Genomic DNA, 25554 nt, shown 5'->3' with positions numbered 1-25554 from the left:
CCCCCGAACCGGCTCCGTCCGGTTGCGCGGTTCGGGGGCCGACCGGGCGGGCCGTGGGCCGTCCGACCGGTTCGGGCCGCCGGGGGCTCCCGTCGGGACGGCGCGGCGCCGGCAGTGCGCTCCCGCCCGGTGGTTCAGCCGGGTCGGACCACGCGGCCGAGCAGGGCCATGAGCTGCCTCAGCTCGCTGTCGGACAGCACCGCCAGCGGGGTCTTCTCCAGCGCCGCACGGACCAGCTCGTCGCGGACCACGCGGCCCTTGTCGGTCAGGACCAGGACACGGGAGCGGCGGTCGTCGGGGTCCACGGCACGCTCGACCAGGCCCCTGTCGGCGAGCTGGTTGGTGATGAAGGTCAGGTTCGGGGCGTTGCAGTACAGGCGCTCGGCCATCACCTTCATCGAGGGCGGCGGCTCGTCCGGGTCGACGGCCCACAGCGCCTGGAAGGTCGCCGGCGTCAGCTGGTGCCCGGCCAGCGCCTGCCCGATCAGGTCGTTGGTCCGCATCCAGATGTCGTGGGTCGCGGCGACCACCGCGGTGAGTTCGGGTGTGGTCATGCCGCCATTCTACAAACGCTTCGAGCATCGAAGGATCATGCTAGCTTGATACTTCGAGACTCGAAACAAAGGGGGAGCTGTGAAAGACGACTACCGCGGTACCACCGCGCTCGTCACGGGCGCGTCCAAGGGGCTGGGGCGGGCCTACGCCCTGGAACTGGCGCGCCGGGGAGCGCGGGTGATCCTGCTGGCCCGCTCGGAAGGGGACCTCCAGGAGCTCGCCGGGCAGATCCGGGAACGGCACGGCGGACAAGGCCCCGGGACGCCGGGCGCCGAGGTGGCCGAGGTGGTCACCGGCGACCTCGCCGCCCCGGACGGCCCGGAGCGGATCCTGCGGGAGCTGCGCGAGCGCGGCCTGACCGTCGACCTGCTGCTCAACAACGCCGGCATGGGCAGCGTGGGCCCGTTCCTGACCCGCCCCCTCGGGCCGCAGCTGGCCTCCGTCGGGCTCAATGTCAGCGGCCTGCTCGCGCTGACCCACACGATCGGGGCGGAGATGGTCGCCCGCGGCTCCGGCGGCATCGTCAACGTCTCCTCCACCGCGGCCTTCCAGCCCATGCCGTACCAGGCCAGCTACGGCGCGACCAAGGCCTTCGTGCTCTCCTTCACCGAGGCGCTGGCCGAGGAGCTGCGCGGCACCGGCGTCCACGTCATGGCGGCGCATCCCGGCGCGATCGCGACCGGCTTCTTCGACGGCACCTCGGCCACGATCGGCCCGCAGGCCGACACGGCGGCCACCGTCGCGGCCCACACCCTGGACGACTACGCCCGGCGGCGCGCGGTGTCCTACCCGGGCCGGACCGTGAACCGGGTCATGACCTGGCCCGCGCGCCTGCTGCCGCGCACCGTCGTCGCGCGGGTGGCCGGCGGGTTCAACCGGCGGCTGCGCCTGCACGAGGTCGTCGACGCCGCCTGACCCGGGCCGGCGGGGGCCTGCGGTGTCCCCGGAGCGGTCCGCCCGCCCCGTGGGGAGCGCGGGCGAGGGGGTCCTGGGTCACGGCACGGCCGCGGGCTCCCCCGCCCCTCCTCAGGGCGCGCCCTGCCCGGATCCGCCCGTCCGGTCCAGGCGGGCCAGCACGTGGGCGTCGAGGAAGCCCCGCTCGGAGGCCGGGTCGTGGACCAGCCGGGCGAACGGGACGAGCCCGGCCCCGGCCAGCAGCGCGGCGAACCGGTCCACCGGCCAGCTGTAGGCGGGCGCCACCTTGTGGTCGAAGCGGACCGGCTCCGGTCCGTCGGTGGCGAAGAACGAGGCCAGGAGCAGGCCCTGCGGCGCCAGGACGCGTGCCTGCTCGGCGAGCAGCGCGGGCAGTTCCGCGGGCGGGGTGTGGATCATCGAGTAGTGGGCCAGCACGCCGCCGAGCACGCCGTCCCCGACCGGCAGGGCCTCCATCCGCGCCTCGTCGAACCGCAGCGCCGGATGGGCCCGCCGGGCGTGGTCGACCATGGCCGGGGAGAGGTCGAGCCCGAAGGCGTCCAGCCCCCGTTCGTGCAGCATGGCGGTCAGGTGCCCGGGCCCGCACCCGACGTCGGCCGCACGCGGGTTGCCCGTCCCGCGCACCAGCTCGGCGAAGGTGCCGATCATGTTCCGTGAGAACGGCTGCGTCTCCAACCGGTCGGCGAACATCGACGCGTACAGCTCGACGACCCCGTCGTAGGCCGCCCTGGTCTGCTCCTGGTGCTCCGTCACGGAAGGGAAGCTAGCACCCGCGCACGTGCGCCGCCTCTCCGGCCCCGCCCCACCGGGACCGGCCGCACGGCCGTCGGAGGGCCCACGCCTCACCGGCGACGCCTCCGGCCGGCTCACCGGCCCCGGCCCGGGGGCGCCTCGTCCCCGTGCCGCGCGAGGAAGGCGTCCGTCTCCCCCGCTGTGGGACCCGTGGCCGGTCCGCGGCGGGTGACGGAGAGCGCGGCGGCCGCGTTGGCCCGGCGGGCGGCCTCCACGGGGGCCAGGCCGCCGGCCACGGCGGCGGTGAACACGCCCACGTGCGCGTCGCCCGCCCCGTTGGTGTCGACGGCGCGCACGGGAAAACCGGGCACACGCAGGGGTGTGTCCCCGGCCCCGGCCACCGCGCAGCCCTTCGCGGCGTCGCGCACGACCACCGTGCCGCCGGGGCGGATCCGGGGCAGGAGGAGCGCGGCGGCCTCCTCGGGGATGGTGCTGCCGGTCACGGTCGCGGCCTCGGCGGCGCTGAGGCTGAGCAGGTCGACGCGGGCCAGGGCCCGGTCCAGGGTCCGCCGGGGAAGGTCGCCCACGACCGGCGCCGGGTCCAGGACCAGGCGCACCCCCTCCGGGAGGTCGCCGATCCAGGCGAGGAGGTCGTCGGCGCGCGGTCCGGGCAGCAGCGAGTACCCCACGGTGTAGACGTAGTCCCCCGGCCGGGGCCGGAGGGTGCGCAGCTGGGCCAGGGACACCTCCGTCTCGGCGCCCAACCGGGTGATGAAGGTGCGTTCGGCGTCGCCGTCCACCAGGGCCACGCAGAAGCCGGTGTCCGCGTCGGGGAAGGGGGCGTGTGCCACCGCGACCCCCTCCGAGCGCAGCGCGGCACGGACCAGGTCCCCGTGGGGCCCGGTCCCGTGCGACCCCGCGTAGACCACCTCCATGCCCGCGCGGGCCGCGGCGGCGATGACGTTGAAACCGCCTCCGGCCAGGGTCCGCGCGGAGGAGGCGAACACTCCCCCGCCGGCCCGGGGGAGGGCGTCGACCGCCATCACGACGTCGACGATCACCGGTCCCACGTGCAGCAGGCGTCCGGTCACGGCAGGGGCTCCCCTCGACTGCGCCGACCGTTGTGCCGGCCCCGCGATCATCCCGCGGCGGCCGGGGGCGGGTCCCACCGGGGGCGCCGGACCGGACGGTGGCGCGCGGGACCGTCCCCGGCGCCCGGACGTGTGGCGCCGGGGACGGCGGGGGCCGACCGGCGAGGGTGCGGGGGGAGCCTCTGGCGGGGACCGCGGCCGCTCCCCCGCCCCCACCGCTCCGTGAGGGGCGTCCCCGGGGGGACGCATAGGAAGTCGGGGTTCTGACACGAACACCCCGGACCCGCTCCGACCTGCACTGTCATCGCCCCTGCCCCCGTTCGTCCGTGGAACGAACACCCCGACGGACCGCCCACACGCTGTCCCGGCCGAGGTTCCTGTCGAATCGGGGAGAAGAATTTCCGGTTTCCGACCCTCGCACACGGCTGGGCGGGAAATGCCGCCCCTACCGGTCGCGGCGACCGGCAGGCGGTGCCGGAGGAAGCACGCGGGCCCCACGCCGAGGCCCCCTCCCCACGACCGCAGGAGGCGATCCGGTGAACGCTCCCCCGCCACCGGTCGACGGGGCCGCCGGGCACGGATCGTCGCGCAAGGGGCTGTCGTCGGTCCCGCCCCGCATGTGGACGGCCCTGGGAGAGGCGAGGACGCGGATGCTTGCGTGGACCCACCGGCACTGGGCGGTCGCCGCGGCCGGGCTCGCCCTCCTCGCCGCGGCCCTGCGGGCCCGGCTGCGCACCGCCGATTCCTGCCCGCTCCCCAGCCCCGGGGTTGGGGCGCCGGCGTCCGCCGGGGCGCGGACCGGCGGACGCCTCGTGTCCGGTGCCGCGACCGCCTGCGTTCGCCGGGCTGCCGTCGATATGAGGGGCACGATGCGACGGTGTGCCTCAGCGGTAGCCGGCCAGGCCGTCGGCCAGTTCTTCCTCGTCGCCGTCGCGGACGGCGTAGAGGGCTTGCTGCAGGGCGAACGTGTCGCGGATCGCGGCGATGCGGGTGGCGAGTCCGTCGTCCGGCCGACCGCCCAGGGCGAGCACCCGCTCCAGGAGGCCGCGGCCGTGGCCGGCGCCGATGGCCGCGAGGTCCTCGGCCGGGTCGCCGAGTGCGACATCGTCCCAGTCGAGCACTCCGGAGAGGTGTGGCAGGCCGTGCTCCCACTCCCACAGGACGTTCTCGGCGCCGAGGTCACCGTGCACCACGGCCCGGACGGTGTGGGGAAGGCCGTCGAGCACGGCGAGTTCCCGTTCGGCCCGTAGGCGCCCGCTGTCGGACATGAGCGGGAACAGCTCTGCTCGTACGTCCTCCGCGAACCGCCGCCACCGGTCTTCCGGCGCCCTGGACAGAACCGCTCGTACCGTCTCGTCGGCTCCGGCACGGGCCAGCCCGGACAGCAGCGCGGCGTACTGCGCCGCCACGGCGCCGGCCACTCGGGCGTCGTCGAGCGCGTCGGTCTCCAGCGGTTCCCCGGGGATGCGGCCGAGCACCAGGAACGGCTCCTCGTCGGTGCCGTGGGCGCCGCCCCGGAGCAGCGGCTCGGGTGTGCGGAAGTCGAGGTCGAGGCCGGCGAGCGCGTGCAGTGCGGCCGCCCGCTCGGGCAGCCGGGCGGCCGCCGCCCGGGTGCGGGGCAGGCACACGACGCGGTCCGAGCCGATGACCACGGTGTGGAACTGGCCCTGGCGTACTGCGAGGCCGTCCTGTTCGTCGTGGGGCAGCAGACGGCTCAACAGAGCGCGATGCGTCGTCCGGATGCTCATGGGGGTGACCTCTGGATCCTTCGGTGGGTCGGGGGCGAGGTGCGCGAAGTGCTGTCGGGCCGCGTCGGCGAAGGCGCCTCTCGCCGCGGACACGATCCTGTTCCCGGCGTTGGGCGGCCAGGGCGTCGGCGCGAGACGTCAGCGGTATGGATCGTTGTCGCGGTGGGGGCGGGCCGTCCGTCCCCGCCTGCGAGCGCACGCCGGGCCGGTCACCCCTCGGCGCCGCCCTCACGGTCCGCGAGGAACTCGTCGAGGAGGCGGAAGAGGACCTCGATCGCGCGGGTCTCGTGCTCGGGCGGCAGTTCCCCGAGGTTGTCCCAGCCCTCGGGCAGGGCGATGTGCAGGACCTGGCCGGGCCAGGCGTGGGTGCAGTCCCGTCCCCCGTGGGCGACCAGCCACTCGTGCCACCCCTCCAGCCCGGGTGTCCCGTGACGGGCCGAGCTCTGGTCGTACCCGGTCAGGAACGCGGTCATTGCGTGGAAGGAGGCGCGGCCGACGAACATCCCCGGCCGCTTGCCCACACCGGCGAAGTACTCGCGTTCACTCATCTCGTTGACTCTGGTCATACTTCCGCTCCCTCGCGTGATCGCGGTCATGGCCCGAAGTCTGCCCGACCCCGGCCGCGGGTACCGCATCCGGTCGACCGTCACCGGGAGCGACCGGAACCGGCGACGGCACCGACATCCCCGGGATGTCTGGCACCGATCTTGCGGTGCGTCACGTTCCATGGGTCGGTCGGAGCAGAAGCAGGGACACTTCACGGCTCTTCGAAGCGCGCACGTGGCTCAAGAGCACAGGTCTGCGCGCCCCTTCATGAGCCGACCGCGAGACCGGTGCCAGACCCCGAACACGACAGTGCGCGTGAGCGTGGAGACGTCAGTGGTCGGTTTCCGGGTCAGCTGCTGATCGTCCGTACACGAGCCCCGGGTGCTCAGCTCTCCCCGCCACCGGCCTCCTCGATCGCCTCGACCAGTGCGACGGCCCGACGGAGCACGTGGTCCAGGCCGTCCTGTGGCATCCGCCCCTGGCGCACGGCCGCCTCCACCCCGCTCAACATCGCGCACACCTCCGCAGGCGACTCCAGGCCCGTCGGGGGCCGCGTACCGCATGCGGCCAGGACGCTGTCGGGGGTGGGGCGGTCAACAGGGTCCTTGGCCAGGCAGGCGGAGACCAGGTCCTTCAGCGGCCCGGTCAGTCCGCCCAGGTCGGGTTCGGAGTGGATGATGCGGTGGGTGATCGCGTGGGCGGGGCCCTCGCCGAACGGGCTGCGGCCGGTGGCGGCGAAGGCCAGCACGCACCCGAGGGAGAACACGTCGGAGGCGGGGCCCACCGAGGCCCCGGTGACCTGTTCGGGGGACATGAACGCGGCGGTGCCCAGCACGGCGTGGGTCCGGGTGTAGGAGGTGGCGTCCAGGGCGCGGGCGATGCCGAAGTCGATGAGGCGGGGGCCGTCGGCTGCCAGGAGGACGTTGCCGGGTTTGAGGTCGCGGTGGACGATCCGGTGCGCGTGCACCGCGACGAGGCCCTCGGCCAGGCCCGCGCCCAGGGCGGCGACCGAGTCCGCCGGAAGCGGGCCGTGCTCGCGGACGGCCGCGTACAGGGTGGGCCCGGGGATATAGGCCGTGGCCAGCCAGGGCGGGTTCCCGGCGGGGTCGGCGTCCACGACCGGGGCGGTGTGGAACCCGCCGACCCTGCGGGCGGCCTCGACCTCGGCGGCGAAACGGCGCCGGAACTCGGGGTCTTCGGCGAGCTCGGGGTGGACGACCTTGACCGCGACGTCGCGTCCGCCGGGGGAACGGCCCAGGTACACCCGGCCCATGCCGCCGGCGCCCAGGCGACCCAAAAGCCTGTAGGGGCCGATCCGCTCGAGGTCTGGGTCCATCTCCAAAGGCCTGGTCTTCGACACGGCGTCCCTGGGAAGCGGAGGAGTCTTGTGACGCAATCGCCGCCTGTTGAAGACCATCACTCCGACGGCGGCGAGCACGAAGACGACCACGATCACCCAGGAGGGCCAAGGGAAAATGGTGAAATTCGACATAGGGCGACGGTAGCCGGGCCCAGGGGACGCCAGGCCGTTCGCGGACGGTCGTCACCGTTTGGAGAGCGGGCGCCGAAGAACTGGCCACCGACCCGCCAAGGGCGAGTCCACCGTCGACCCGGCCGTGCGGTTCAGCCTTCTCCCCCGAGCACTCACCGACAGCGCAGGAGGAGCGCTGACGTCCCTGGGATGTCTGGCACCGATCGTGTGGTGCGTCACGTTCCATGGCTCGGTCGGAGCAGAAGGAGCAGAAGCAGGGATACTTCACGGCTCTCCGAAGTGCGCACGTGGCTCAAGAGCACAGGTCTGCGCGCCCCTTCTGAGCCGACCGCGAGACCGATGACAGAACCCGTCCCCGCGGCCGTCAACACGAGGACCCCGCCGGGCCCGAAGGACTTTCAGGGCCGGGGGGAACGGGGGCGTCCCCGCCCCGGTCCGACTCCTGCCCCGGTGCCTCGGAGGGCCGTGTCGGCTCCGGCCCCGCGGCCTGCCCGCGCTGGCGGTACCAGCCGCGGAGCCCGACCGCGAGGAGCAGGAGGCCCGCCGCGGCCAGCAGGACGGTGTCGGCCCCCGACCCGCCGACCCCGAAGACCCACTCCTGGACGCCGTGCGCAGCCTCGGTGAGACGGCCCGTTTCGCCGAAGAGGGTCGCCGTCCCCCGCGAGGTGAGGAACACGACCCCGACCCCGATGAACAGCAGGCCCGACAGCAGGGCGGTGGTGTGCAGTTCCACCGGGCCCAGGCGGAGGGTGCGGCCCCGCAGCCAGCGGCGGGACCCGAGGTCGTAGCGGTCCCACAGCAGCGCCAGTAGGAACAGCGGCGCGGCCATGCCCAGGGCGTAGACCGCCAGGAGCAGGGCGCCGCGCACGGTTCCGCCGGTGGCGGCGACGGTCAGCACCGCGCCCAGGATGGGGCCGGAGCAGAAGCCCGCGAACCCGTACACCGCCCCCAGGGCGAAGACCGACACCCCGCTGGTCCTGCCGGCCAGGCGCCCCTGGATGCGCTGTGCCAGGCCGGAGGAGAAGCCGAAGCCCGCGATCTGGGCGAGGCCGAAGGCGATGACGAGCCATCCGGCGACGGCGATCAGGAGTTCCCGCTCCCCGTAGACCAGGCGGCTGACCAGCGCGGACCCCGCCCCCAGGGGGACGAGGGTGGCGCACAGCCCGAGGTAGAACACCGTCGTGCGCACGAGGAGGCGGCGCGGGTCGCGGAAGGCGTAGCCGAAGAAGGAGGGGAGCAGGAGCGCGCTGCAGGGGCTGAGCAGGGCGAGCACCCCGCCGGCCAGGGCGGCGGCGAAACCGATGTCGGTCACTGCCGCCCACCCCCGTCCCCGGCCCCGGCGGCCTCCAGGGAGCTGTCGATGACCGCCTCGAACACCTCCAGGGGCTGGGCGCCCATCACGGCCTGGCCGTTGATCAGGAAAGCCGGGGTCGAGGTGACGCCGATCGAGAGCCCCTCGGAGAAGTCGCGTTCGACCTGCGCGGCCGCGGCGTCCGCGGCGCGGTCCTCGTCGAACCGCCCGGCGTCCAGTCCCAGCTCGTCGACGACCCCGGCGAGGGCCGCCTCGGTGTCGCGCTCGCCCGGTTCCTCGGCCGCGGCGTAGTAGGCCTCGTGGAACTCCCAGAAGGCGCCCTGCTCGGCGGCGGCTCGGGAGGCCCGGGCGACGTCCTCGGAGGTGTCGGTGATGACGGGGAAGTCCCGCCACTCGATGCGCAGGTCGCCGGACTCGACGTAGTGCGCCAGCTCGGGCTGGGTCTCCTGCACCCAGCGGCCGCAGTAGGGGCAGTGGTAGTCGGAGTAGACCACCATGACGACCGGTGCGTCGACGTCGCCCAGGGCCGTGGGGTCGTCGGCCTGCCGGCGGGCCATGGGAGCGTCGGCCCCGGCGGGGGCCGTGTCCCCGGGCCCGTCGGCGGCGGCCCCGGACGGGGCGCCCGACGCGCCCGCCTCCTGTGCCGCACCCGTCTCCTCCGCGGGGTCCTCGGAGAACCGCACCACGGCGACCGCGGCGGTGACCAGGAGCAGGGCCGCGCCCGCCGCCAGCGGCACCTTCCAGGAGGCGCCGCCGCGGGCAGCGGCTCCGCCTCCGGAGGAGCGGCCCGCGGGCTGCGCTCCCTGCTTCGGGGCATCGGACATCGTCGGCCTCTTTCCTCACCCGGCAGTTGTTTCTATCCAACATAGTAGAGCCGCTAAGGTGGATAGAAACACGGGCCGGGGGCGCGCCGCCACCGGCCGCGCCCCCGCCCGGCGGGACGGCGGCGGCTCCCGGGGACCGGTAGCGGGCGACCGGGGACCGTCCCGTCGGTGTCCGTTGTCGGCGGGCGGACGTGCCTGATCGTGTTATCGGCCGCTGGTGCGGCTGTGCTCGGCCAGGAGCGTGAACCCGGGACGGTCGACCGATGCGGCGGTGGCCGAGAGGACGGCGACGCCGGTGCCGGTGCCGCGGTCGAGTCCGAGCCAGGACCGGAAGCCGCCGGTGCCGCCGTTGTGCCAGGTGATCGGTCGGCCCTCCACCTGGATCGTGATCCATGCGGCGCCGATGCGGGCGCCGGCGCCGAACTGGGCGGTCGGATCGAGTGCGGCGATGCCCGGGGCGCTGCCGTCGAGTATCGCCGCCGTGAAGCGGGCCATGCCGGTGATGGAGGCCCGGATGCCGCCTGCCGGTCCGAGCCCCTCACCGGTCCAGGGTTGTCGCGGTCGTCCGCGGAGGCTTCTGCCGTCGAGCGCCCCGGGGCGAAGCTCGTCGGCCGTCCCCGGGACGTAGAAGCAGTCGAGTTCCAGCGGGGTGGCGATGCGCTGTCGGACGAGCTCCGGATAGGTCGTCGTGGCGGCGCGGGCGAGGGCGTGGCCGAGAAGTTCGAAACCGAGGTTGGAGTAGCGGGACCGTGGTGTGCCCAGCGGAGTGTCCCGGGCCTGGTCGAGGAGCTGTTCGAGGTCCTCGCCGTAGGGGTTGGCTCCGTGTCGCCACAGGGCGAAGGTGCGCCGCCATGGTCGTGCGGATCCCGGCAGCCGGGGCAGGCCGGAACGGTGTGTGCTGAGCGATCGCAGTGTCACTCGTGCGGCGGGGGCGTCGCCCAGGGACAGCAGTTCGCCGAGCCTCGTGTCGGGGGTGATCTCGCCGCGGGCGAGGGCGTCGGCGTAGAGCAGCCCGGTGACCGCCTTCGCGATCGAGCCGATTTCGAAGTCGGCGTCGAAACCGGTTCCGCGGCTCGCCACGCGCATGCCCTCAGGCGTGACCACGGCCGCCGCGGCGACCGGGTGGCGCGGGCCCAGCAGTGCGCCGAGCCTGGTGACGAGCCACTGGTCGCCGTGCATCCCGGCGGTCATGACCGACCGCCGAACAGGCCCCGACCGGCGTACCTCTTGTGGAATGCCTGTTTCGAAACCCCCAGGCCGGCGGCGGTTCGCAGCCATGTGGCGCCGTTGTCGCGAGCGCGGCGCACCGGCACCGCTTCGATGCGTTCCGTCTCGGCGCGGAGCCGCGCCAGGGTGCGCAATCCCAGCAACGGGTCGTGGGCGGCCGTCGGCGCCGCGAGCTCGGTCAACTGTTCCATATCCATGAGTCAACCGTAGTTGACCACCGTCCGGTTCGTCAACCAAAATTGACTTCGCTGGCCGAAGAGGGCCTCCCGGACGCTGTCGAGGCGGCGTGTGCACATGACTGGGTGACGGGCGTGATCACAGCAGCGGACGAGACGGTGATCGAGCTGTTCAGCGAGCTACCGGTCCGGCAGTCCACCAAGCCCATCCGGCAATTGCGGCGCGAGGGCACCGATCCTCCGCTCAAGCGGAGGCCGTGGAAACCCACCTTCGAAGACCGTGTCCTGCTGATGCCCGCCTACTGGCGCACGGATCTCACGACCGTGCGGGCACGCGGAGGGGTCAGCCGGCGGCGCACTGGCAGTGCGGGATCAGCACCGCGGCGAGCGCCGACGCGACCGTGAACACCAGGGGCAGCGCCACGAGCGCGGCGGTGGCCCAGGTGCGGGCACGCGCCCTCCAGGGTCGGCACCGCTCGGGCGGCCGGACCTGGCGGCGCACGCGTTCGACCGGGCACGCGCCGCCGATGGACAGGGTCTGCGGCGCCCCGGCCGGCGCGGCCCCGGCGAGGGAACCCAGCGCGTGGACCAGGGGGCGCATCCCGACGGCGCGCACGGCGTGGTCGTCGGCGGCCCACTCCACCAGGACGGGGACCTCGCGCGCCGCGGCGCGGAACAGGGGGACGCCGGGGAAGGCGCGGTCGAGCAGCCGGGCCCAGGCGACGACGAGGTGGTGTCGGCCTCGCAGGTGCGCCCGCTCGTGGGCCAGGACGGCGCGGGTCTGGGGGGCGGTGAGCGCGCCGAGGGCGCCTCGGGTGATGACGACACCGCCCCGGCTGCCGGGGACGCAGTAGGCGCCGGGCTCGGCGGTCTCCAGCAGCCACACGGGCTGGCCGTGCAGGCGTCGGCGCTGCGCCGTGGCCAGGAGGCCGTCGTGGTGGGTGCGCCTCCAGGACAGGCCGGCCCGCCCCTGGCGGGCTGCGGTCCACAGCAGGCGCAGGAGGGCGGCCAGCGCCAGTGCCGCCCCGGCTGCGATCCCCCACCCGGCGTGGTTGCGCTCCAGGGCCTGCAGGAGGCTGACGCACGCCGCCAGGACGCCCTTGACCGAGGGGCCCAGGAGGTCGGCGGCGAGCACCGCGAGCAGGGTCGCGCAGGAGAGCACCCAGGCCGCGGTGGCCGCGGTCCACAGCGCCAGCATGGTGCGCGGGCCCGGGTCGCAGGAGCGGGCGGTGCGGCGCAGGAGCCCGGGGCCCCTGACCCCGAGCGCGGCCACGGCGCACAGGGCGGCGAAGGACCAGATCACGGTTCCTCCTCGCCCGGCACCTCGGAGAGCAGGGCGCGCAGGGCGCGCACGTCCTCGGGCTGCATGGTGTCGACGAAGCGCAGCAGTGTCGCCTCGGAGTCGCGGCTGCCGGTCAGCGCCTCGTGCATCACCTCGGCCGCGTGCGTCGAACGGTCGCGCAGGGGGCGGTAGAACCACAGTCGGCCGATCCGCTCGCGGTCGACCCACTCCTTGCGCCGCAGGTTCTCCAGGACGGTGGAGGTGGTGGTGTAGGCGATCTCGTGGTCGGTGAGCCCCTCCAGGACACCGCGCACGGGCAGGGGCTCGGGCGCCCGCCAGAGCACCTCCATGACCGCGGCCTCCAGTGGTCCCAGCCCAGCGATCATCGCACCCGTACCCCGCATCGACGTCGAATCCTCCCTCAGCATAGTGATCACGCGCCTCCCCGTTCGCGGTCGGCGCCGTGCGGGGGGAACACGGTGTAGGAGTCGGCGCCGCCGTCGCCGGGGACCGCCGCCACGGCCGTGCCGCCCGCCGTCCCGGCCACCGGGATCCGCCAGTCGCCGCGTCCCAGGAGGGCGCCGTCGGCCATGGAGCGGACGCGGTTCTCCCCGCCGAGCGAGGTGTACAGGTACCCGGAGACGATGCCGACGGGCCGCTCCCCCGGGTCCGCCCCCACCGTCCACGCCCGGCTCCCGGAGGCCCGGTCCCACCCCGCGATGACGGGTTCGCCGGAGCGGGCGGAGGTCCCGGCGACGGCGGCGCGCCCGTGCTCGTCGCCCACCGACACGGGCGGAGCCCCCGCGAGGGGCTCCGCCAGGGCGCGGCCGTCCCTCAGGTCGTGGACGGTGAACACCGTGGTCTCCCCCCGTTCCCAGGTGATGACCGCCCACGGAGCGGAGCCGCTGGTGGGGCGGGGGCCGTAGGTGAGGGAGGTCTCCCCAGGTTCCCCTCCCAGGGTGTCGGGGACGGGCAGGTCGGCGTGGTGCCAGAGTTCGTCCCCGGAGCCGGCGTCGACCGCGCGCAGCGCGCCGTCGCGGTGGAGGACCACGGTGCCCTGGTACTCGTGCAGGACCGCCCCGCCCCGGCTCTCGTCCGCGACGACCTCCCCGGTGTCCGCGGACAGGGCGGCGGCGGGGCCGGTGTCGGCGCTCATGACGGTGTGGGCGACCTGCGCGAAGACCAGCCCCGGCCCCACCCAGGTGCCGGGCACCTCCGTGGGGCCCCACACCCTGCGTCCGGTGGAGGGGTCCAGGGCGGCCGCGGTGGTCCGGGCGGCCAGGAGTCCGCGGTCGGGGGCCGCGTCGCTGTCGAGCAGCACGACCAGGTCGTCGCCGCCCTGTGTGCGGGTGAGGGTGAACCCGGTGCAGCTCGGGTTGCGTTCGGTGGTCCAGCGGGTGCGCCCGTCGGCGTCCGTGCCCACGAAGTGGAGTTCGCCGCCTCCCTCCGGCGTCACGGGTCCGACGAACCCGGTGTCGGTGCCGCGGGGTTCGGAGGAGTAGGGCGTGGCCCGCCCGGCCGCTGCGTCGAGGACGCCGGGGAGCAGGTCAGGCTCCACCGCCGCGGCCGGGGCCGGGTCCCCGTCCAGGGGCAGGGCGTCGGCGGGGTCCGCGAGTTCGGGCCTGCCGCAGGCCGCGAGGGCCAGGAGCAGGCAGAGGGCTGCGGCGGCGGACGGCCGGCGGACCGTCGTCCCCCAGCGGGGCGGGGCCGCGTGGGAGGGGCGGTGCGGGCGGCGGGGGCCGTCCACGACGGGGCTCACGGCCGGCGTCCCGCGTCGCGCAGGGCGAGGTCGACGGCTCCGGTGAAGGACTCCAGCGGCTGGGCCCCCAGGACGGGGTCGCCGTTGACCAGGAAGGCGGGTGTGCCGCTGATCCCCATCGCCTGCCCCTCGGCGAAGTCCTCCTCGACCGCCTTCTCCGCTTCGGCGCCCTCCAGGTCCCGCGCGAAACGCTCCGTGTCCAGGCCCAGCTCCTGCGCGGCTCCCTCCAGCCGTGTGCGCAGGGCCGCGTCGTCCCCGGTGAACTCCCGCGGGGCGTCGTAGACGAGGGCGTGGTACTCCCAGAAGGCGTCCTGCTCGGCGGCGGCCGCGGCGCCCAGGGCCAGGAGGCGGGAGTCGTCGCCCAGGTAGGGGAACTCCCGCCACTCGATGCGCAGCAGGCCCTGCGCGACGTAGGCGTCGGCGAGCTCGGGCTGGACCCGGCGCACCCATTCGCCGCAGTAGGGGCACAGGTAGTCGGAGTAGGCGACCATGACGACCGGTGCGTCCACCGCTCCCATGGCGCGGGGGTCGCCGGCCTGTCTGCGGGCGAGCTCCTCCCCCGCCTCCCTCATGTCCTCGCTGACGGTGGCCGCCGGTTCCCCGCCCGCCCCTGCGGAGGGGTTCCGGAGCAGCTCGGCCCTCACGAACAGGAGGACGAGGGCCAGGGCCACGCAGGCCGCTCCGGTGAGCACCAGTGCCGGTGCGATCGGGCGTCCGGACCGTTCCGGCATGGAGGGCACCTCCGGTGTCGCGCGCTGGCGCGGGGTCGCGTGGTTCTCGTCCTGAGTGGCGCGGGTTCCTCCCGCACCACTCTCTTCTATGGAAGATAGAAGTTATTCTATGCAGGATAGAGAGAGGATGGAACAGCGGGGACCGCTCCCCCGTACGACGGGGCCGGTCCGCCCCCGAGCCCGGGCGGGCGCGCCCCGGGGAGCCCGCCTCCGCCGGGGGAAGGGGGGATCGGCAGGCCGTGGCTGCCTCCGGGCACGGGAGGATAGAAACGACCTCATGACCGATGTGAACCACACCCAGTCCGTGCCCGAGCGGCTCGTCGACCTCGCCGCCGCGCGGACCCGCCACGGCGACCGTGTCGACTTCCTGGTGCCCATGCTGCAGGTGGGCGACCCTCTCGCCGACGCCGTCATCGCCGAGTTCGACGAACACGGCCGTTCCGCCCGCGCCGCCCTCCAGCGCGGCCTCGCCGAGGGCCGTGCGAGCGTGCCGGACGCCCCGCCGGCCGTCGACGCCCTGCTCGCCCACGCGGAGACCGTGCCCGCATGGGTCTCACGCGAACTCCTGAAGGAGGGCGACCGCCCCTCGCTCGCCGTGCCGTTCCACTGGAGGAGTCTCGCCTTCTCCGTCGGCTCGCTGACCCACACCTACAGCTCCCCCGCGATCGCGCGACTGCTCGTGGGCACCGGCCGGCTGACCTCGACGGCGCCGCGCCGGCTCGCCGAGACCGGGCTGTGGAACGCCTCGGCGATCCTGCCCGGCGGCCTGCTCCAGGGCGCCTCCGGTCTCGTGCAGACCGTGCAGGTCCGGCTGCTGCACGCACGCGTCCGCGCCGCGGCCACCAAGCACGGCTGGGACTCCGACCGGTGGGGGGTGCCGATCAACCAGGCCGACGTCGCACGCACATGGCTCGACTTCACCGTCGTGCCCTTCAAGCTCCTGGAGGGCATCGGCTACCGGCTCACCGAGGAGGAACAGTCCCTCCTCTACCGCTACTGGTGGTACGTGGGCCACCTGCTGGGCCTCGACGAGGAGTTCTTCCTCGGCATCGAGGGCCACGAGCAGGCCGGCGAGCTGCTGGACCTGCTCGACTCGACCTCCGCCGCACCGGACGAGAACAGCAGGCAACTCGTCGGGGCGCTGTTCGACGCGGCCAGCGCCAACCTCGCCTCCGCGCCGCAGTCGCCGATGGACGGGCCGGGCTGGCGCGACCTGATGCACGCACTCGCCCACCGTTTCCACGGCGCGAAGGCCACAGCCATGGGCATCCCGGAGTCACCCTTCACGGCGCTGCTGCCGTTGATCGCGGCGGGCGAGGCCAAGGCGCGCAGCTACCAGCTGCAGGCCCCCGGAGCGTTGCGGCAGGCCGAGGAGGTCGGTATCTCCGCGATCCGCGGCCTCGCCGCCACCCTCACCGACAGCACCGCCTACCAGGACCACGTCTCGCCCTCCTGAGCCGCCGGGCCACGGGGGCCTCGACGGCGTCCTCTCGAACGCCGCCACGCTCCCGCCCGACGGATCCGGCGGCCCGACGGCGGGGGCTCGAGGACGTCCCCGCGGTCGGCGGGCCCGGCGCCGCAGCTCAGGCGCGGGTCCCCCAGGGGCGGCACCGGCAGCCCGCGCGGTGGCACCCCTCCTCGGGAGGGTGCGACTCGTAGACGTGGTCCCCGAAGTCCTCGACCGCCGTGTCGAGGGTGTGGTGGCCGGCCTCGGTGTGCTCCATGAGCACCCGGGCGGCGCCGAGCCTGTCCGCGACGCCCGTGATCACCCGGGGCCGGTGGTTCGTGGTCCACACCCGGTCGCCGGCCCCTGTCCGCTCACCGTCCTCGGTGCGAAAGCGCCGGGCCATCATCACCTCTCGGCGCCAGATCCGGTGACAAGGACACCACAGGGGGCCGGCGCGGGTCCGGGGTGCCGCCGGTCCGCCGTGCCGGGACCACCGTCCCGGCGGCGGTGCGCCGCCGGTGCCCCGTCACGACGTGTCGTCGGGCTACGGGAACGCGTTCTCGGGAGCGGCGGAGTTCTTCGGGGACGCCGGCACCAGGGCGCGCAGTGTGTCGGCGGTGAAGCGGTCCAAGGGGTAGAACAGCTCGATCGCCAGCTCCGACAGCGTCACGTCGGCCGGCGCGCCGAAGGTGGCCATGGTGCTGAACAGCGCCAGTTCTCCGAGGGGGGTGCGCAGGCGCAGCGGCACCCGGATGGGGTTCGGCCCGTCCGCCGGACCGGTGTCGGCGTCGGCGGGCTCCCCGGGGGCGGGATAGCGCGACACCTCCTCGTAGAGGGCCCGCAGGTCGGCGTCGGCGGTGGTGTTGACCTGGTGCAGCAACCGGTCGAGGAACAGCTCGCGCACCTCGCCCAGGTTGACCAGGCGCGCGGCGAGGCCCTCGGGGTGCAACACCAGCCGGAACACGTTCGGCCGGGGCTCCGACAGGTGCGCAGGAACGCCCTCCATGAGGACGGACATGGCGGAGTTGCCCCGCACCACGTTCCACAGCCGGTCCACGACGACGGCCGGGTACGGCTCGTGCGTCGCCAGGACGGTCTCCAGGACCGAGCGGACCGAGGCCATGTACGCGTCGTCGAGGCTGCTCTCCCGGTAGGCGGGGGCGTACCCTCCGGCCAGCAGCAGGGTGTTGCGCTCGCGCAGAGGGATGTCCAGCGCGGCCGACAGCCGCAGCAGCATCTCCCGGCTCGGGCGGGCCCGCCCGGTCTCCATGTAGGACAGGTGCCGCGCGGAGGTGTCGGCCAGCAGGGACAGGTCGAGCTGGCTGAGCTTGCGGCGTCGGCGCCAGTCCCGCAGCAGGGGGCCCGCGGCCGACGGCTCTCGCGTTTCCATGTCCGGAAGAATAGGTCCTCGGTCTGCAGGGGAGCCGCCGCCATGACCTCGGAGGTTATTGAGGCGCTGAGCGGACGGTGGGAGTCTTTCCCCCCACGCGGCCCGTACGGGCCGCACGAAGGAGGAGGAGCCGGTATGAACGCATCGATCGGGGCGGGTTCTGCCGCGCGCACGGCGATCGGCGGCAGTGCGGCGGAACAGCTGCGCACCGTCCTGCGGATCGACGGCTGGAGCACCGCGGTCTTCGGTGCGGTCCTGCTGGCCGCTGGTCGGCCGTTCGTCGAGGTGCTGGGGCTCCCGCTCGCCTGGTCGGTTCCGTTCGGTATCGCCATGCTCGGCGGCGCCGTCGCCCTGGGGCTGATCGCCGGTTACCCGGCCGTCCCGGTCCGGTACACCGCTCTGGTCGTCACGGGCAACGCGCTGTCCTGCGTGGCGCTCGCGGTCCTGGTGTTCGCGGGGCCGATCCCGCTCACCGGTCTGGGGACGGCGTTCCTGCTGAGCGGAGCGGTGGTCGTGGCGGTCTACGCGGGACTGGAGTTCCTGGCTCTGCGGAATGCCATGGTGCGGTGACCGGCGGGATACCTGAAGAGGCTCCGGCGGATCCACCGTCGGGGAAGCACACAGGACGGCCCCCTCGGAGGGCCGCGGTGTTGTCGGCCGCGGGGATGGGTTCTGGCACTGATCTTGTGGTGTGGTGACAGTCCGTTACTCAGAGGGGGTAGAGCACACGGATGCGCAGTAGGTCGAAGCTCGCTCGGCCGAACATCTGCCTCTTGAGCATCTTGATCTTGTTCACGGTGCCCTCCACCGCTCCAGAGCTGTAAGGCAGGCTCAGGCCGGCGCGGACCGCCGCGTGGTCATGACTGAGGCTGCGAGCGAAGGAACGCAGCGCAGGAAGAGGCTCCGCGGACGCGGCGGCGATCCATCCGTCCAACCGGTGCCCTTCCCGGTGGACCATCATCTGCGCGAAGTCACGGACGTGTCCGGCCAGGGCATCGAGTTCGGGGCACTGGTCAAGGACCACTTTGAGGCGCACCGCCTCGCCAGGGTCCAGGCCCTGCGGGTGGGACATGATCCAGCCGGTAATATGGCGCGGCTTCGGTGAGGGGAGCGAGGTCGGGGCGACCTCAGCGCCACCCAAACAGGTGCGCACATACCGCCGGACCGTACTCACACTGCCGGTCCAGCCGTGTTCCCTGATCTCCTCGTGGAGTTCGGCGCTGGTGCGGCAGCCCTCGTTCCACCGCTGGTTCAGGTACGGCTTGAAGTCGTCCAGCTTGCTGGGGCGGTGAAGAGCCCCGACCAGCAGCTCTTCGGCGTTCGCGGCCTGGGCGAACCGGCGCACGGTACGAAAGACCAGCCCGAGTCGGCGAGAGATGGCGTTGAGGGAGTAACCCTCGGCCAGGAGTGCGTGCACGGCGGCGTGGCGTTCGATGGTCCTGACGACCAGGCGCCGTTCGCCCCCGTTGACGTCGCGCATCTCTGGGGCCGGGGTATCCGATGGCTCGACGGTCTCGGCTTCGCAGGCACGCAGCGGAGCTTCGACCAGGCAGGACCGGTGAGCACGAACCGTTTTGTCGACCACTTCGGTGAGGTTCTGCCAGAGGTGAAAGCGGTCGGCAACCTGGAGAGCCGCAGGTGCTCCAATGCGGGCTCCGTCGGCGTAGGACCCGGAGCGGTCCCGGCAGATCACCCGTGCACCAGGGTGTTCCTTCAGCCACCCCGCGAAAGCGGAGGAGGTGCGTCCAGGGAGCAGGTCGACGGGCCGGTGGGTGTCCATGTCGAGAAGGACCGTCCCGTAGACGTTCCCGCGCTTGAGTGCGAAGTCGTCTACCCCCAGGTTCGCAGGTGCCGTGGCCAGTTCGGGGCCGGGCAGTGCCCGCAGTGCGCGCAGCAGCGTCATCCGGTTGACCGGCATCCCGAGCAGCCGCGCCAACCGGGCACCCGCGCGACCGGCGAGGGCTCGCGCGATCGCGGTCATGGCTTCTTTGCGCGGCAGGCTGAATCGGCCATGAGGTGAGGTCAGCCCTGGTATCTGTTCCGCGAACGTCACTGCCGGACAGGTCGGGTCGGGACATCGGAACCGGCGGATGCGCAACCGGATGACGACCTCTGCTCCGCCGACCGTGCTGTCGCGGACGGTGCGGTCGTAGCGGCCGTGCACGCGGGTGGACTCCGCACCGCACCTTGGACATGTCCCGGCACCAGCGCGCACCCGAGCTGCGACGCGGAGCTTCCCCGGAACTCGTTCTACGTCTTCTACCGCGAGTCTGGACAGATGCGGGAGCAACTCATCGATCGCCTGGAGTTCGCACGCGGCTCAGGATCACAGAGTTCCGTGGATCTTCCGGAGCAAACCGCAGAATCAGTGCCAGGAACCGAAAAGTCGGTGCTCGTGTCGGGTGACAGTGGTTGGTCACATGAGAAGGTCCAAAAGTCGCCTGGCCTGGCGATACGTGGTGCCAGGGGGGTTTCGCCGCTCACCCTTCTCATCACGGCACAGCAGCAACAACCAGACCAGGGCGAGAAGGCGCCGGCACTCGTGGAGCCGCTCCGACTCGGCCGGGGTGAGGGCGAACCGACTCAGGAAGGCCGATACATCGAGGGGGTGTTCCACCCAACTCCCGACGTGCTCGGTGATCTCTGCCAGTTCGAAGGCCCGGTCACTTCGACCGGACTCTTCGAAGTCGACGACACGGACCCGGGACCCGTCCCAAAGGTAGTTGGCGAGGTTGCCGTCCCCGGGACCGAACACCGACCGGACATTCGGCCTGCTGGTACCCCGGAGGGCAGAGTCGGTCAACCAGGTCAGCCCTTCGTCCAGAGCTCGGGCTGCGTAGTGGCTGAGGCCGGGGCGTACCCTCGGGGCCCAGGTGTGTACGAACTCGAGGAGGTGCCGCTGGTGTCCGGGCCGTGCGGGAAGGCGGTCGAGCACGCCCGGGGACACCGCGTTCTGGAGTTCGGTGACGGTCTCGACCAAGGCCGCCGTGCTCACGGCGTCCAGAATCTGGCCGCGCAGCGGTTCACCGTCCAGCCTGGTCATCGTCACCACGGGGCGGGAGGTCGCGAAGTCGACCGTGAGCGGTCGAGGGGCCACCCCGGGTGCATGCGTGGCAAGCAGCGTGAGCGCGTGCCACTCCCGAGCACACCGGTCGTGGTCGCCGGGCCGGAAGCGTTTGGTCACGATGTGTGGGCCGAGTTCGACGATGTGGGTACTCCACGGTGAACGTGCCATGGACGGAGTTCTCCCACATAGATGAGCGGCGGCCTCGAGGATCTTATTGTCGGGTGACGGACTGTCACCGCACCACAAGATCAGTGCCAGAACCCATCTTCGCGGCCATCAACACGCGGACGGGAGGAGAACGATCATGACCACGGAGGAGGAACGACCCGTGCGAGGGGACGACGCGCAGGAAGCGGCGCGGGAGGAGTTGCACGGCCTGGTGGCGGCCCAACAGCGGGCCTGGGCCGCGGGCGACGGGACGGCGTTCGCCGCGACCTTCACCGAGGACGCCGACTTCGTCGCCGTCGACGGCTCCCACCTGCGTACCCGGGCCGGGATCGCAGCAAGCATGCAGGAGGGGTTCGACACCTTCATGGCGGGCACCCGGCTCACCGACCCACAGGCATGGCACATCCGTTTCGTCGGTTCCGACCTGGCGGTGATCATCACCAGCGGTGTCTGCGTGCTGTGGCCGGGCGCCCGCACCGGTCGGCCCGAGGACCTGTCCATCCAGACACGCGTGGCCGTCCGCGAGAGCGGAGCATGGCTGTTCACCTCCTTCCAGAACGGCCGCATGCGCCCGCCGGAGCCGCCCCCGGCCCGCTGAGCCGGACCCGTTCACCGGTCACCGCGGACAGTGGCCCCGTACCGGCAGGGAATCCCGTCGTGGCGCGGGGCCGCCGTCCGGTCGTGTTCGGACCGGTCGGCCCCGTCCCCCGCAACGCGGGCGCCCGGGCACCGGCGTCGTCGGCGAAGGCGGCCGGTCCTGCCCCGGCCCGGTGCCCCCAGGGGACGTTCCGGTACCTTTCACCCATGCTGTTTCACGTGCACGCCGAGGACCGCCCCGGGCTGGGGTCCGAACTGTACGACCTCGCGGAGGAGCACTGGTCCTACATGGACCGGTTCGAGGACCGGTTCGTCCTGCGAGGCCCCACCCTGGACGATGACGGTGAGGAGCACACGGGAAGCGTCCACGTGGTCGAGGTCCCCGACCGCGCCGCCGCAGAGCGGTTCGCGACCGAGGAGCCCTACTGGTCGGCCGGGCTCTACGCCGGGTACACGGCCCTCCGCGCGGTTCTCCTGTTCGACCACGGGCCGGACACGGACGGGGCGGAGGCGCCCCACACGCTGGTCACCGGTGCGTGGGCCCCGAGGCCCCGTTCGGGAGGTGGGTCCGACCTGCTGCCGACGGACGCCGGCCCCGGCGGCCGCCTGCTCTTCGCGGCACTCCTCGTCGACGACGACGGGGCGGCTACGACCGGGATGATCGCGGTCGTGCGGGCTCTGCCGGACGAGGCGGTGGAGGCCGTGCGGCCGTTCGCGGACCGGCTTGCGGACGCCCCCGCCGCACTGTCCGCACAGCGCTGGTGCCGCGGCGGACGCAACTAGCGCCGCATCGGCGACGTTGACCCTGTCGACGACGGCGCGTCACCCCACCACCGCGCAAGGGCCGCCGGTGCGGCGCCGGCCGGATTCAGGACCTCGTCGTCCGCGTGCGTGCCGAACTCGGCGACGCGGACCTCCGCGATGTGCTCGTACCGGCTGATCGCCGGCGACCGCAGACCCGCGCAACACCGCGTTCTCACAGATCACCGCCGCCTCCCCGACCTCGATCCGAGACCCCTCGGCATCGAGCACCGCACCGTACATCACCCGTGCCCTCGGCCCCACGCGGACGTCGGCCGACACGGCACCGGGTCGTGCTTTTCGGGTTGTCTCGGGTGCGCTTCCACCGGTCTTTCTCACGCCGCACCTGTGCGCCCGTGAAGTACGGCCGGGCTCAACGCCGCATGTCGTCGAGCGAGTGATCGCCCGGACGGCCGCTCATCGACCGCAAGCCTTCGGAAAGCACTCCCCGGGGCCGGGGGAGGTCAACGGCAGGTGGAAACGGGTGTAGGTCGGGAACTCCTCGACCGGGGCGAATCCGAGCCTGCGCAGTACGGCGGCGCTCGGGTCGTTGCCACGGGTGACGCCCGCGAACATGTCGGTGGCGCCCAGGAGGGTGGAGGCGCTCCCGATGAGAGCGGCGCAGGCCGCGCCTGCCCGGCCCTTCCCGGTGGCGGCCCGGGCGAGCCAGTAGCCCAGGCCGTAGTGCGGTGGAGCGGCCGCGATGACGCTGACCTGGCCCACCAGGCTCTCGCGCAGTCGTATGCCGTAGGCGCGTTCCTTCCCGGTGGAGTGGGCCAGTGCCTCCTCGATCTCCTCCACAGAAGCCCGGACCTGTTCGGTGAAGTCGCCGTGGCGGGTCAGATGGGTGGTGTTGGCCTGCAGGAGAGCCCGGATGCCGACGGCGTCTGCGGGGGTGAGCACGCGCAGGGACACGTCGGGGATCCGGGTGGGCAGCGTCTCCGGCAGAGTCCCGAGCGGGGGGTGGACCATGGCGGCCACGATAGAGGGGCCCGGGCCCACGAGCGACGGGACTATCGTGCCGGCCCACTCCCCTGTCGGCGTGCACGGCGGCGTTCAGCGCTGGAGAGCCGCCGAACAGGACCTCGCGCTTGTCGGGGAAGTAGCGGAAGAACGAGCGCCGGGTGATGCCCGCGCGCTCGGCTATGCGCGCCACGGTCACGTTGTCGTACCCGTGGTCCGTGAACAGTTCCAGTGCGGCCTGCTCGAGCCGCCCCTGCGTTCCCGGGTTCCATCTCGCCATGGACCGCCCCTGACGATGACGACACTCCTGGGACGTCACCCGGCGAGGTCGCTCCTGTCGGACCTGGGCGAACGGGAAGGAGCGACGACGCCGACCACGCGCGACGGCGGTTACGGGTTCTGGAGCCACCGGCCGACAGCCGTGCGCGACCGGGGGTCCGCCTGGCCGCCCCGTCCGGGAGCGGGCCGGGGCAGCCCCCCGCCCCGGTCGTGGAGAGTCCGATCGTCCTCGCCACGGGCTAGGTTGGGGCCTTCGCCGCCCGAGCAGGAGGCGGTCCCTACGGAGGAGCCGACCATGTCGACAACAGCGACCGCGAACACCCGTGCAGCGGTGGAGGAGTTGCTGCGCAGGATCGGCGAGGGCGACCCCGAGCGCATCGCCGACCTGTACGCCGAGCGGGGCGACTGGAAGCTGAGCTGGCCGCAGGCCGAGCACGGCCGCGCCGCCACGCCCTGGATCCGCCACCGCTCCACCCGGGCCGACGCGGCCGCCCACTACCGCGAGATCGCCGAGCACCATGTGCCGGAGCAGGTGGGGACCGAGATCGAACGCGTCCTCGTCGACGGGAACGACGCGGTCGTGCTCGGGGAGATCCGCCAGACCGCCCGTCCCACCGGACGCGCGTACCGCGCCCGGTTCGCCATGCACCTCACCTTCGAGGACGGCCTGGTCACCAGGCACCACGTCTACGAGGACAGCCTCGCCGTCGCCGAGGCCTTCGATTCCGACGACCGGTGAGGGCCGCCCGTGAGGGCTTCCGTCGGAGTCGGCCCCTGACGTAGGACGCCCTTTCCGGGGCGCGTCCGCGCCGGTGCCGCCCGGGCGGCACCGGCGCGGGGCCGGGCGGAGGCCGGGGCCCGCCCGGCCGCTGCTCCTCGCCCCGGTTTTCTGTACCGACCGGTTAGGATCGTGGCATGGGTGTTTCCCGGAGTACTGTCATCGGCCGTCCCAGGGAGTTCGACGTCGACGAGGCGCTGGAGTGCGCCATGCGCGTCTTCTGGGAGAGGGGCTACGAGGGGGCGAGCCTCGCCGACCTGACCGGTGCCATGGGGATCACCAAGACGAGCATGTACGCGGCCTTCGGCAACAAGGAGCAGCTGTTCCGCAAGGCCCTGGAGCGCTACACCGAGGGGCCGGCCTCCTACGCGGCGCGCGCCATGGAGGAGCCGACCGCCCGACAGGTCGCCGAGACGCTCCTGCGCGGCTCGGTGCGGACCACGACCCTCCCCGAAGGCCCTCCCGGGTGCCTGGGCGTGCAGGGCGCGCTGGCGTCGGGCGAGGGGGGCAGGCCCGCGCACGACATGCTCGTCGCCTGGCGCAACGACGCGACGCTGCGCCTGGAGGAGCGCTTCCGGCGGGCCGTCGACGAGGGCGACCTCCCGGAGGACGCCGACCCGCGGCGGTTGGCCCGGTACATCATGACGGTGGCGTTCGGCATCGCCGTCCAGGCCGCCAACGGCCTCGGCCGCGACGAGCTCCAGGACAGCGCCGACATGGCGCTGCGGAACTGGCTGCCGTAGCGGGCGCCCCTCCGTGACGGGCTCGCGGGCGCCTGCCCGGGCGCTGCCGCGCCCGCACCGGGAACGGTGCGGACGCCCGGGTGCTGACCGTGGCCCGCAGCGCCGCCCCTCGGCGTCCGCCGTCCGCGCGCCCACGGCTCCTCGGCTCAGCGGCGCGGTTCCCACCGGAAGATCCGGGTTGCCAGGGTGACGGCGACGACGACCCAGGCCAGGGTCGGGGCCAGCAGGAACAGCGACTCCGAGAGCGGGACGCCGCCGTTCCAGGCGTTGACGACCAGCTCGGAAGCCGCACCGCCGGGGAGCAGCCGCTTGAGCAGGGTGAGCTCCTCGGTGCCGGTGAACCCGACCCAGCCGGACACGGCGAGCACGCCGATGAGGACGGGCAGGGTGGTCACCTGGGCGTGCTCGGGAGAGTTGGTCACCCCGGCCGTGGCCAGCGCCAGTCCGATCATCATGACCACCGTCGCCAGGGTGGCCGCCCCTGTGAGCAGGAGGTCGGCCGGCGGGTCGGCGACGACGGACAGCACGACCAGGACCACGCCCACCTGGGCCAGCGTGATCGCGGTGACCGGGAGCAGCAGCCCGGCGAGGATGCGGGTGTCGTCCACCGCGGTGGAGCGCAGCCGCTTGAGGAACAGGTTCTGGCGGCGGGAGGCCAGCGTGGTGACGGCGGTGGTGTAGAGCCCCATCGTCACGACGAGGAACATCAGCACCGCGGCGACGGCCCCGAGGTCGAGGGCCGGGATGCGGTCGTGCAGGTACATGTAGAAGGCGCTGGACGCCGCGGGCATGACGAGCATGGTGACCAGGATCAGCCGGTTCCGGAAGATCTGGATCAGCTCACCGTGAGCGATCGCGAGCATGGCGGGGATCCTTTGACTGGAAGTTGCGGAAGAAGGGCGGCCGGCGACGG

At 73.3% G+C, this 25554-nt stretch carries 27 protein-coding genes and 1 pseudogene; 7 read left to right on the top strand and 21 right to left on the bottom strand.

Translation table 11 applies throughout. The annotated features are described in order from the left end of the window. Nucleotides 1-134: 134 nt before the first annotated feature. A complete protein-coding gene (locus ABZ234_RS15635) occupies nt 135-554 on the bottom strand; it encodes a MarR family winged helix-turn-helix transcriptional regulator (protein ID WP_355012512.1) in 420 nt (139 codons plus the stop codon). A gap of 79 nt (nt 555-633) precedes the next feature. Between ABZ234_RS15635 and ABZ234_RS15630 the strand changes: the two genes are divergently transcribed. Further along, nucleotides 634-1470 carry an SDR family oxidoreductase gene (locus ABZ234_RS15630; RefSeq protein ID WP_355012511.1) on the top strand — a complete coding sequence of 279 codons (837 nt, stop codon included), beginning with the start codon at nt 634-636 and terminating at the stop codon, nt 1468-1470. A 111-nt stretch (nt 1471-1581) separates the two neighbouring features. On the opposite strand, the gene ABZ234_RS15625 is transcribed toward ABZ234_RS15630, so the two are convergent. The 13 genes from ABZ234_RS15625 to ABZ234_RS15565 all read right to left on the bottom strand — a co-directional run bounded on the left by ABZ234_RS15625 (nt 1582) and on the right by ABZ234_RS15565 (nt 14408). Beyond that, nucleotides 1582-2241 (bottom strand): class I SAM-dependent methyltransferase, encoded by a 660-nt coding sequence (locus ABZ234_RS15625; protein ID WP_355012510.1) that lies wholly within the window; start codon nt 2239-2241, stop codon nt 1582-1584. Nucleotides 2242-2354: 113 nt separating this feature from the next. Continuing rightward, nucleotides 2355-3311, bottom strand: coding sequence for a PfkB family carbohydrate kinase (locus tag ABZ234_RS15620; protein ID WP_355012509.1), 957 nt, complete (start codon nt 3309-3311; stop codon nt 2355-2357). Between the two features lie 884 nt (nt 3312-4195). Continuing rightward, a complete protein-coding gene (vph, locus tag ABZ234_RS15615; protein ID WP_355012508.1) occupies nt 4196-5059 on the bottom strand; it encodes a viomycin phosphotransferase in 864 nt (287 codons plus the stop codon). A 209-nt stretch (nt 5060-5268) separates the two neighbouring features. After that, nucleotides 5269-5625: a hypothetical protein gene (locus tag ABZ234_RS15610; RefSeq protein ID WP_355012507.1), complete on the bottom strand. Its 357-nt coding sequence runs from the start codon at nt 5623-5625 to the stop codon at nt 5269-5271. A 365-nt stretch (nt 5626-5990) separates the two neighbouring features. Next, complete coding sequence (locus ABZ234_RS15605; protein WP_355012506.1) at nt 5991-7097, bottom strand: serine/threonine-protein kinase; 1107 nt, start codon at nt 7095-7097, stop codon at nt 5991-5993. 364 nt (nt 7098-7461) lie between these two features. Next, nucleotides 7462-8409 (bottom strand): cytochrome c biogenesis CcdA family protein, encoded by a 948-nt coding sequence (locus ABZ234_RS15600; RefSeq protein WP_355012505.1) that lies wholly within the window; start codon nt 8407-8409, stop codon nt 7462-7464. After that, nucleotides 8406-9233 (bottom strand): DsbA family protein, encoded by an 828-nt coding sequence (locus ABZ234_RS15595; RefSeq protein ID WP_355012504.1) that lies wholly within the window; start codon nt 9231-9233, stop codon nt 8406-8408. The genes ABZ234_RS15600 and ABZ234_RS15595 overlap by 4 nt, the downstream gene beginning before the upstream one ends. 204 nt (nt 9234-9437) lie before the next feature. Beyond that, a complete protein-coding gene (locus ABZ234_RS15590) occupies nt 9438-10424 on the bottom strand; it encodes a serine hydrolase domain-containing protein (protein WP_355012503.1) in 987 nt (328 codons plus the stop codon). After that, nucleotides 10421-10657 carry a hypothetical protein gene (locus ABZ234_RS15585; protein WP_355012502.1) on the bottom strand — a complete coding sequence of 79 codons (237 nt, stop codon included), beginning with the start codon at nt 10655-10657 and terminating at the stop codon, nt 10421-10423. The genes ABZ234_RS15590 and ABZ234_RS15585 overlap by 4 nt, the downstream gene beginning before the upstream one ends. Nucleotides 10658-10979: 322 nt before the next feature. Continuing rightward, a complete protein-coding gene (locus tag ABZ234_RS15580) occupies nt 10980-11939 on the bottom strand; it encodes a M56 family metallopeptidase (protein WP_355012501.1) in 960 nt (319 codons plus the stop codon). Then, nucleotides 11936-12346, bottom strand: a complete 411-nt coding sequence (locus ABZ234_RS15575) for a BlaI/MecI/CopY family transcriptional regulator (protein ID WP_344185124.1) — start codon at nt 12344-12346, stop codon at nt 11936-11938. Before ABZ234_RS15575 ends, ABZ234_RS15580 begins: the two co-directional genes overlap by 4 nt. Nucleotides 12347-12351: 5 nt before the next feature. Then, on the bottom strand, nt 12352-13677 hold the full coding sequence (locus ABZ234_RS15570) for a PQQ-binding-like beta-propeller repeat protein (protein WP_355012500.1): 1326 nt from the start codon (nt 13675-13677) through the stop codon (nt 12352-12354). Continuing rightward, nucleotides 13674-14408, bottom strand: a complete 735-nt coding sequence (locus ABZ234_RS15565; RefSeq protein WP_355012498.1) for a thioredoxin domain-containing protein — start codon at nt 14406-14408, stop codon at nt 13674-13676. The genes ABZ234_RS15570 and ABZ234_RS15565 overlap by 4 nt, the downstream gene beginning before the upstream one ends. Nucleotides 14409-14685: 277 nt before the next feature. Between ABZ234_RS15565 and ABZ234_RS15560 the strand changes: the two genes are divergently transcribed. Further along, nucleotides 14686-15864: an oxygenase MpaB family protein gene (locus tag ABZ234_RS15560; RefSeq protein WP_355012497.1), complete on the top strand. Its 1179-nt coding sequence runs from the start codon at nt 14686-14688 to the stop codon at nt 15862-15864. 127 nt (nt 15865-15991) lie between these two features. Here ABZ234_RS15560 and ABZ234_RS15555 read toward each other — a convergent pair whose 3' ends face one another. Then, nucleotides 15992-16258, bottom strand: a complete 267-nt coding sequence (locus ABZ234_RS15555) for a hypothetical protein (protein WP_355012496.1) — start codon at nt 16256-16258, stop codon at nt 15992-15994. A gap of 141 nt (nt 16259-16399) precedes the next feature. Beyond that, complete coding sequence (locus ABZ234_RS15550; protein WP_355012495.1) at nt 16400-17245, bottom strand: helix-turn-helix transcriptional regulator; 846 nt, start codon at nt 17243-17245, stop codon at nt 16400-16402. 135 nt (nt 17246-17380) lie between these two features. Between ABZ234_RS15550 and ABZ234_RS15545 the strand changes: the two genes are divergently transcribed. Continuing rightward, nucleotides 17381-17815 (top strand): hypothetical protein, encoded by a 435-nt coding sequence (locus ABZ234_RS15545; protein ID WP_355012494.1) that lies wholly within the window; start codon nt 17381-17383, stop codon nt 17813-17815. 139 nt (nt 17816-17954) lie between these two features. Here the strand turns inward: ABZ234_RS15545 and ABZ234_RS15540 are convergent, their stop codons facing one another. Together ABZ234_RS15540 and ABZ234_RS15535 are read right to left on the bottom strand one after the other, a co-directional pair. Further along, the gene (locus tag ABZ234_RS15540) at nt 17955-19460 is read right to left on the bottom strand and encodes an ISL3 family transposase (RefSeq protein ID WP_355012493.1); all 1506 of its coding nucleotides are present in this window, start codon (nt 19458-19460) and stop codon (nt 17955-17957) included. Between the two features lie 201 nt (nt 19461-19661). Then, complete coding sequence (locus ABZ234_RS15535) at nt 19662-20480, bottom strand: aminoglycoside phosphotransferase family protein (protein ID WP_355012492.1); 819 nt, start codon at nt 20478-20480, stop codon at nt 19662-19664. Between the two features lie 136 nt (nt 20481-20616). On the opposite strand from ABZ234_RS15535, the gene ABZ234_RS15530 reads away from it, so the two are divergent. Continuing rightward, a complete protein-coding gene (locus ABZ234_RS15530) occupies nt 20617-21078 on the top strand; it encodes an SgcJ/EcaC family oxidoreductase (protein ID WP_355012491.1) in 462 nt (153 codons plus the stop codon). A 206-nt stretch (nt 21079-21284) separates the two neighbouring features. Next, the gene (locus ABZ234_RS15525) at nt 21285-21860 is read left to right on the top strand and encodes a YciI family protein (RefSeq protein WP_355012490.1); all 576 of its coding nucleotides are present in this window, start codon (nt 21285-21287) and stop codon (nt 21858-21860) included. 435 nt (nt 21861-22295) lie between these two features. Here the strand turns inward: ABZ234_RS15525 and ABZ234_RS15520 are convergent, their stop codons facing one another. Together ABZ234_RS15520 and ABZ234_RS15515 are read right to left on the bottom strand one after the other, a co-directional pair. Further along, a complete protein-coding gene (locus tag ABZ234_RS15520; RefSeq protein ID WP_355012489.1) occupies nt 22296-22850 on the bottom strand; it encodes a GNAT family N-acetyltransferase in 555 nt (184 codons plus the stop codon). A gap of 118 nt (nt 22851-22968) precedes the next feature. Then, nucleotides 22969-23121 (bottom strand): annotated as a pseudogene (locus ABZ234_RS15515) (TetR family transcriptional regulator); the annotation flags it as partial. Nucleotides 23122-23415: 294 nt separating this feature from the next. On the opposite strand from ABZ234_RS15515, the gene ABZ234_RS15510 reads away from it, so the two are divergent. Both ABZ234_RS15510 and ABZ234_RS15505 read left to right on the top strand, forming a co-directional pair. Continuing rightward, nucleotides 23416-23859 carry a nuclear transport factor 2 family protein gene (locus ABZ234_RS15510; protein WP_355012488.1) on the top strand — a complete coding sequence of 148 codons (444 nt, stop codon included), beginning with the start codon at nt 23416-23418 and terminating at the stop codon, nt 23857-23859. A gap of 176 nt (nt 23860-24035) precedes the next feature. Continuing rightward, entirely contained in the window at nt 24036-24641 is a 606-nt protein-coding gene (locus ABZ234_RS15505) for a TetR/AcrR family transcriptional regulator (RefSeq protein ID WP_355012487.1), read from the top strand. A 146-nt stretch (nt 24642-24787) separates the two neighbouring features. Here the strand turns inward: ABZ234_RS15505 and ABZ234_RS15500 are convergent, their stop codons facing one another. Continuing rightward, nucleotides 24788-25504, bottom strand: coding sequence for an ABC transporter permease (locus ABZ234_RS15500; RefSeq protein WP_267944735.1), 717 nt, complete (start codon nt 25502-25504; stop codon nt 24788-24790). Nucleotides 25505-25554 lie beyond the last annotated feature (50 nt).

Source organism: Nocardiopsis sp. NPDC006198, from assembly GCF_040613895.1.
Classification (GTDB): Bacteria; Actinomycetota; Actinomycetes; order Streptosporangiales; family Streptosporangiaceae; genus Nocardiopsis; species Nocardiopsis tropica.
The sequence above is the reverse complement of the archived record's forward strand: the minus strand, read 5'-3'. Positions and strand labels throughout refer to the sequence as shown.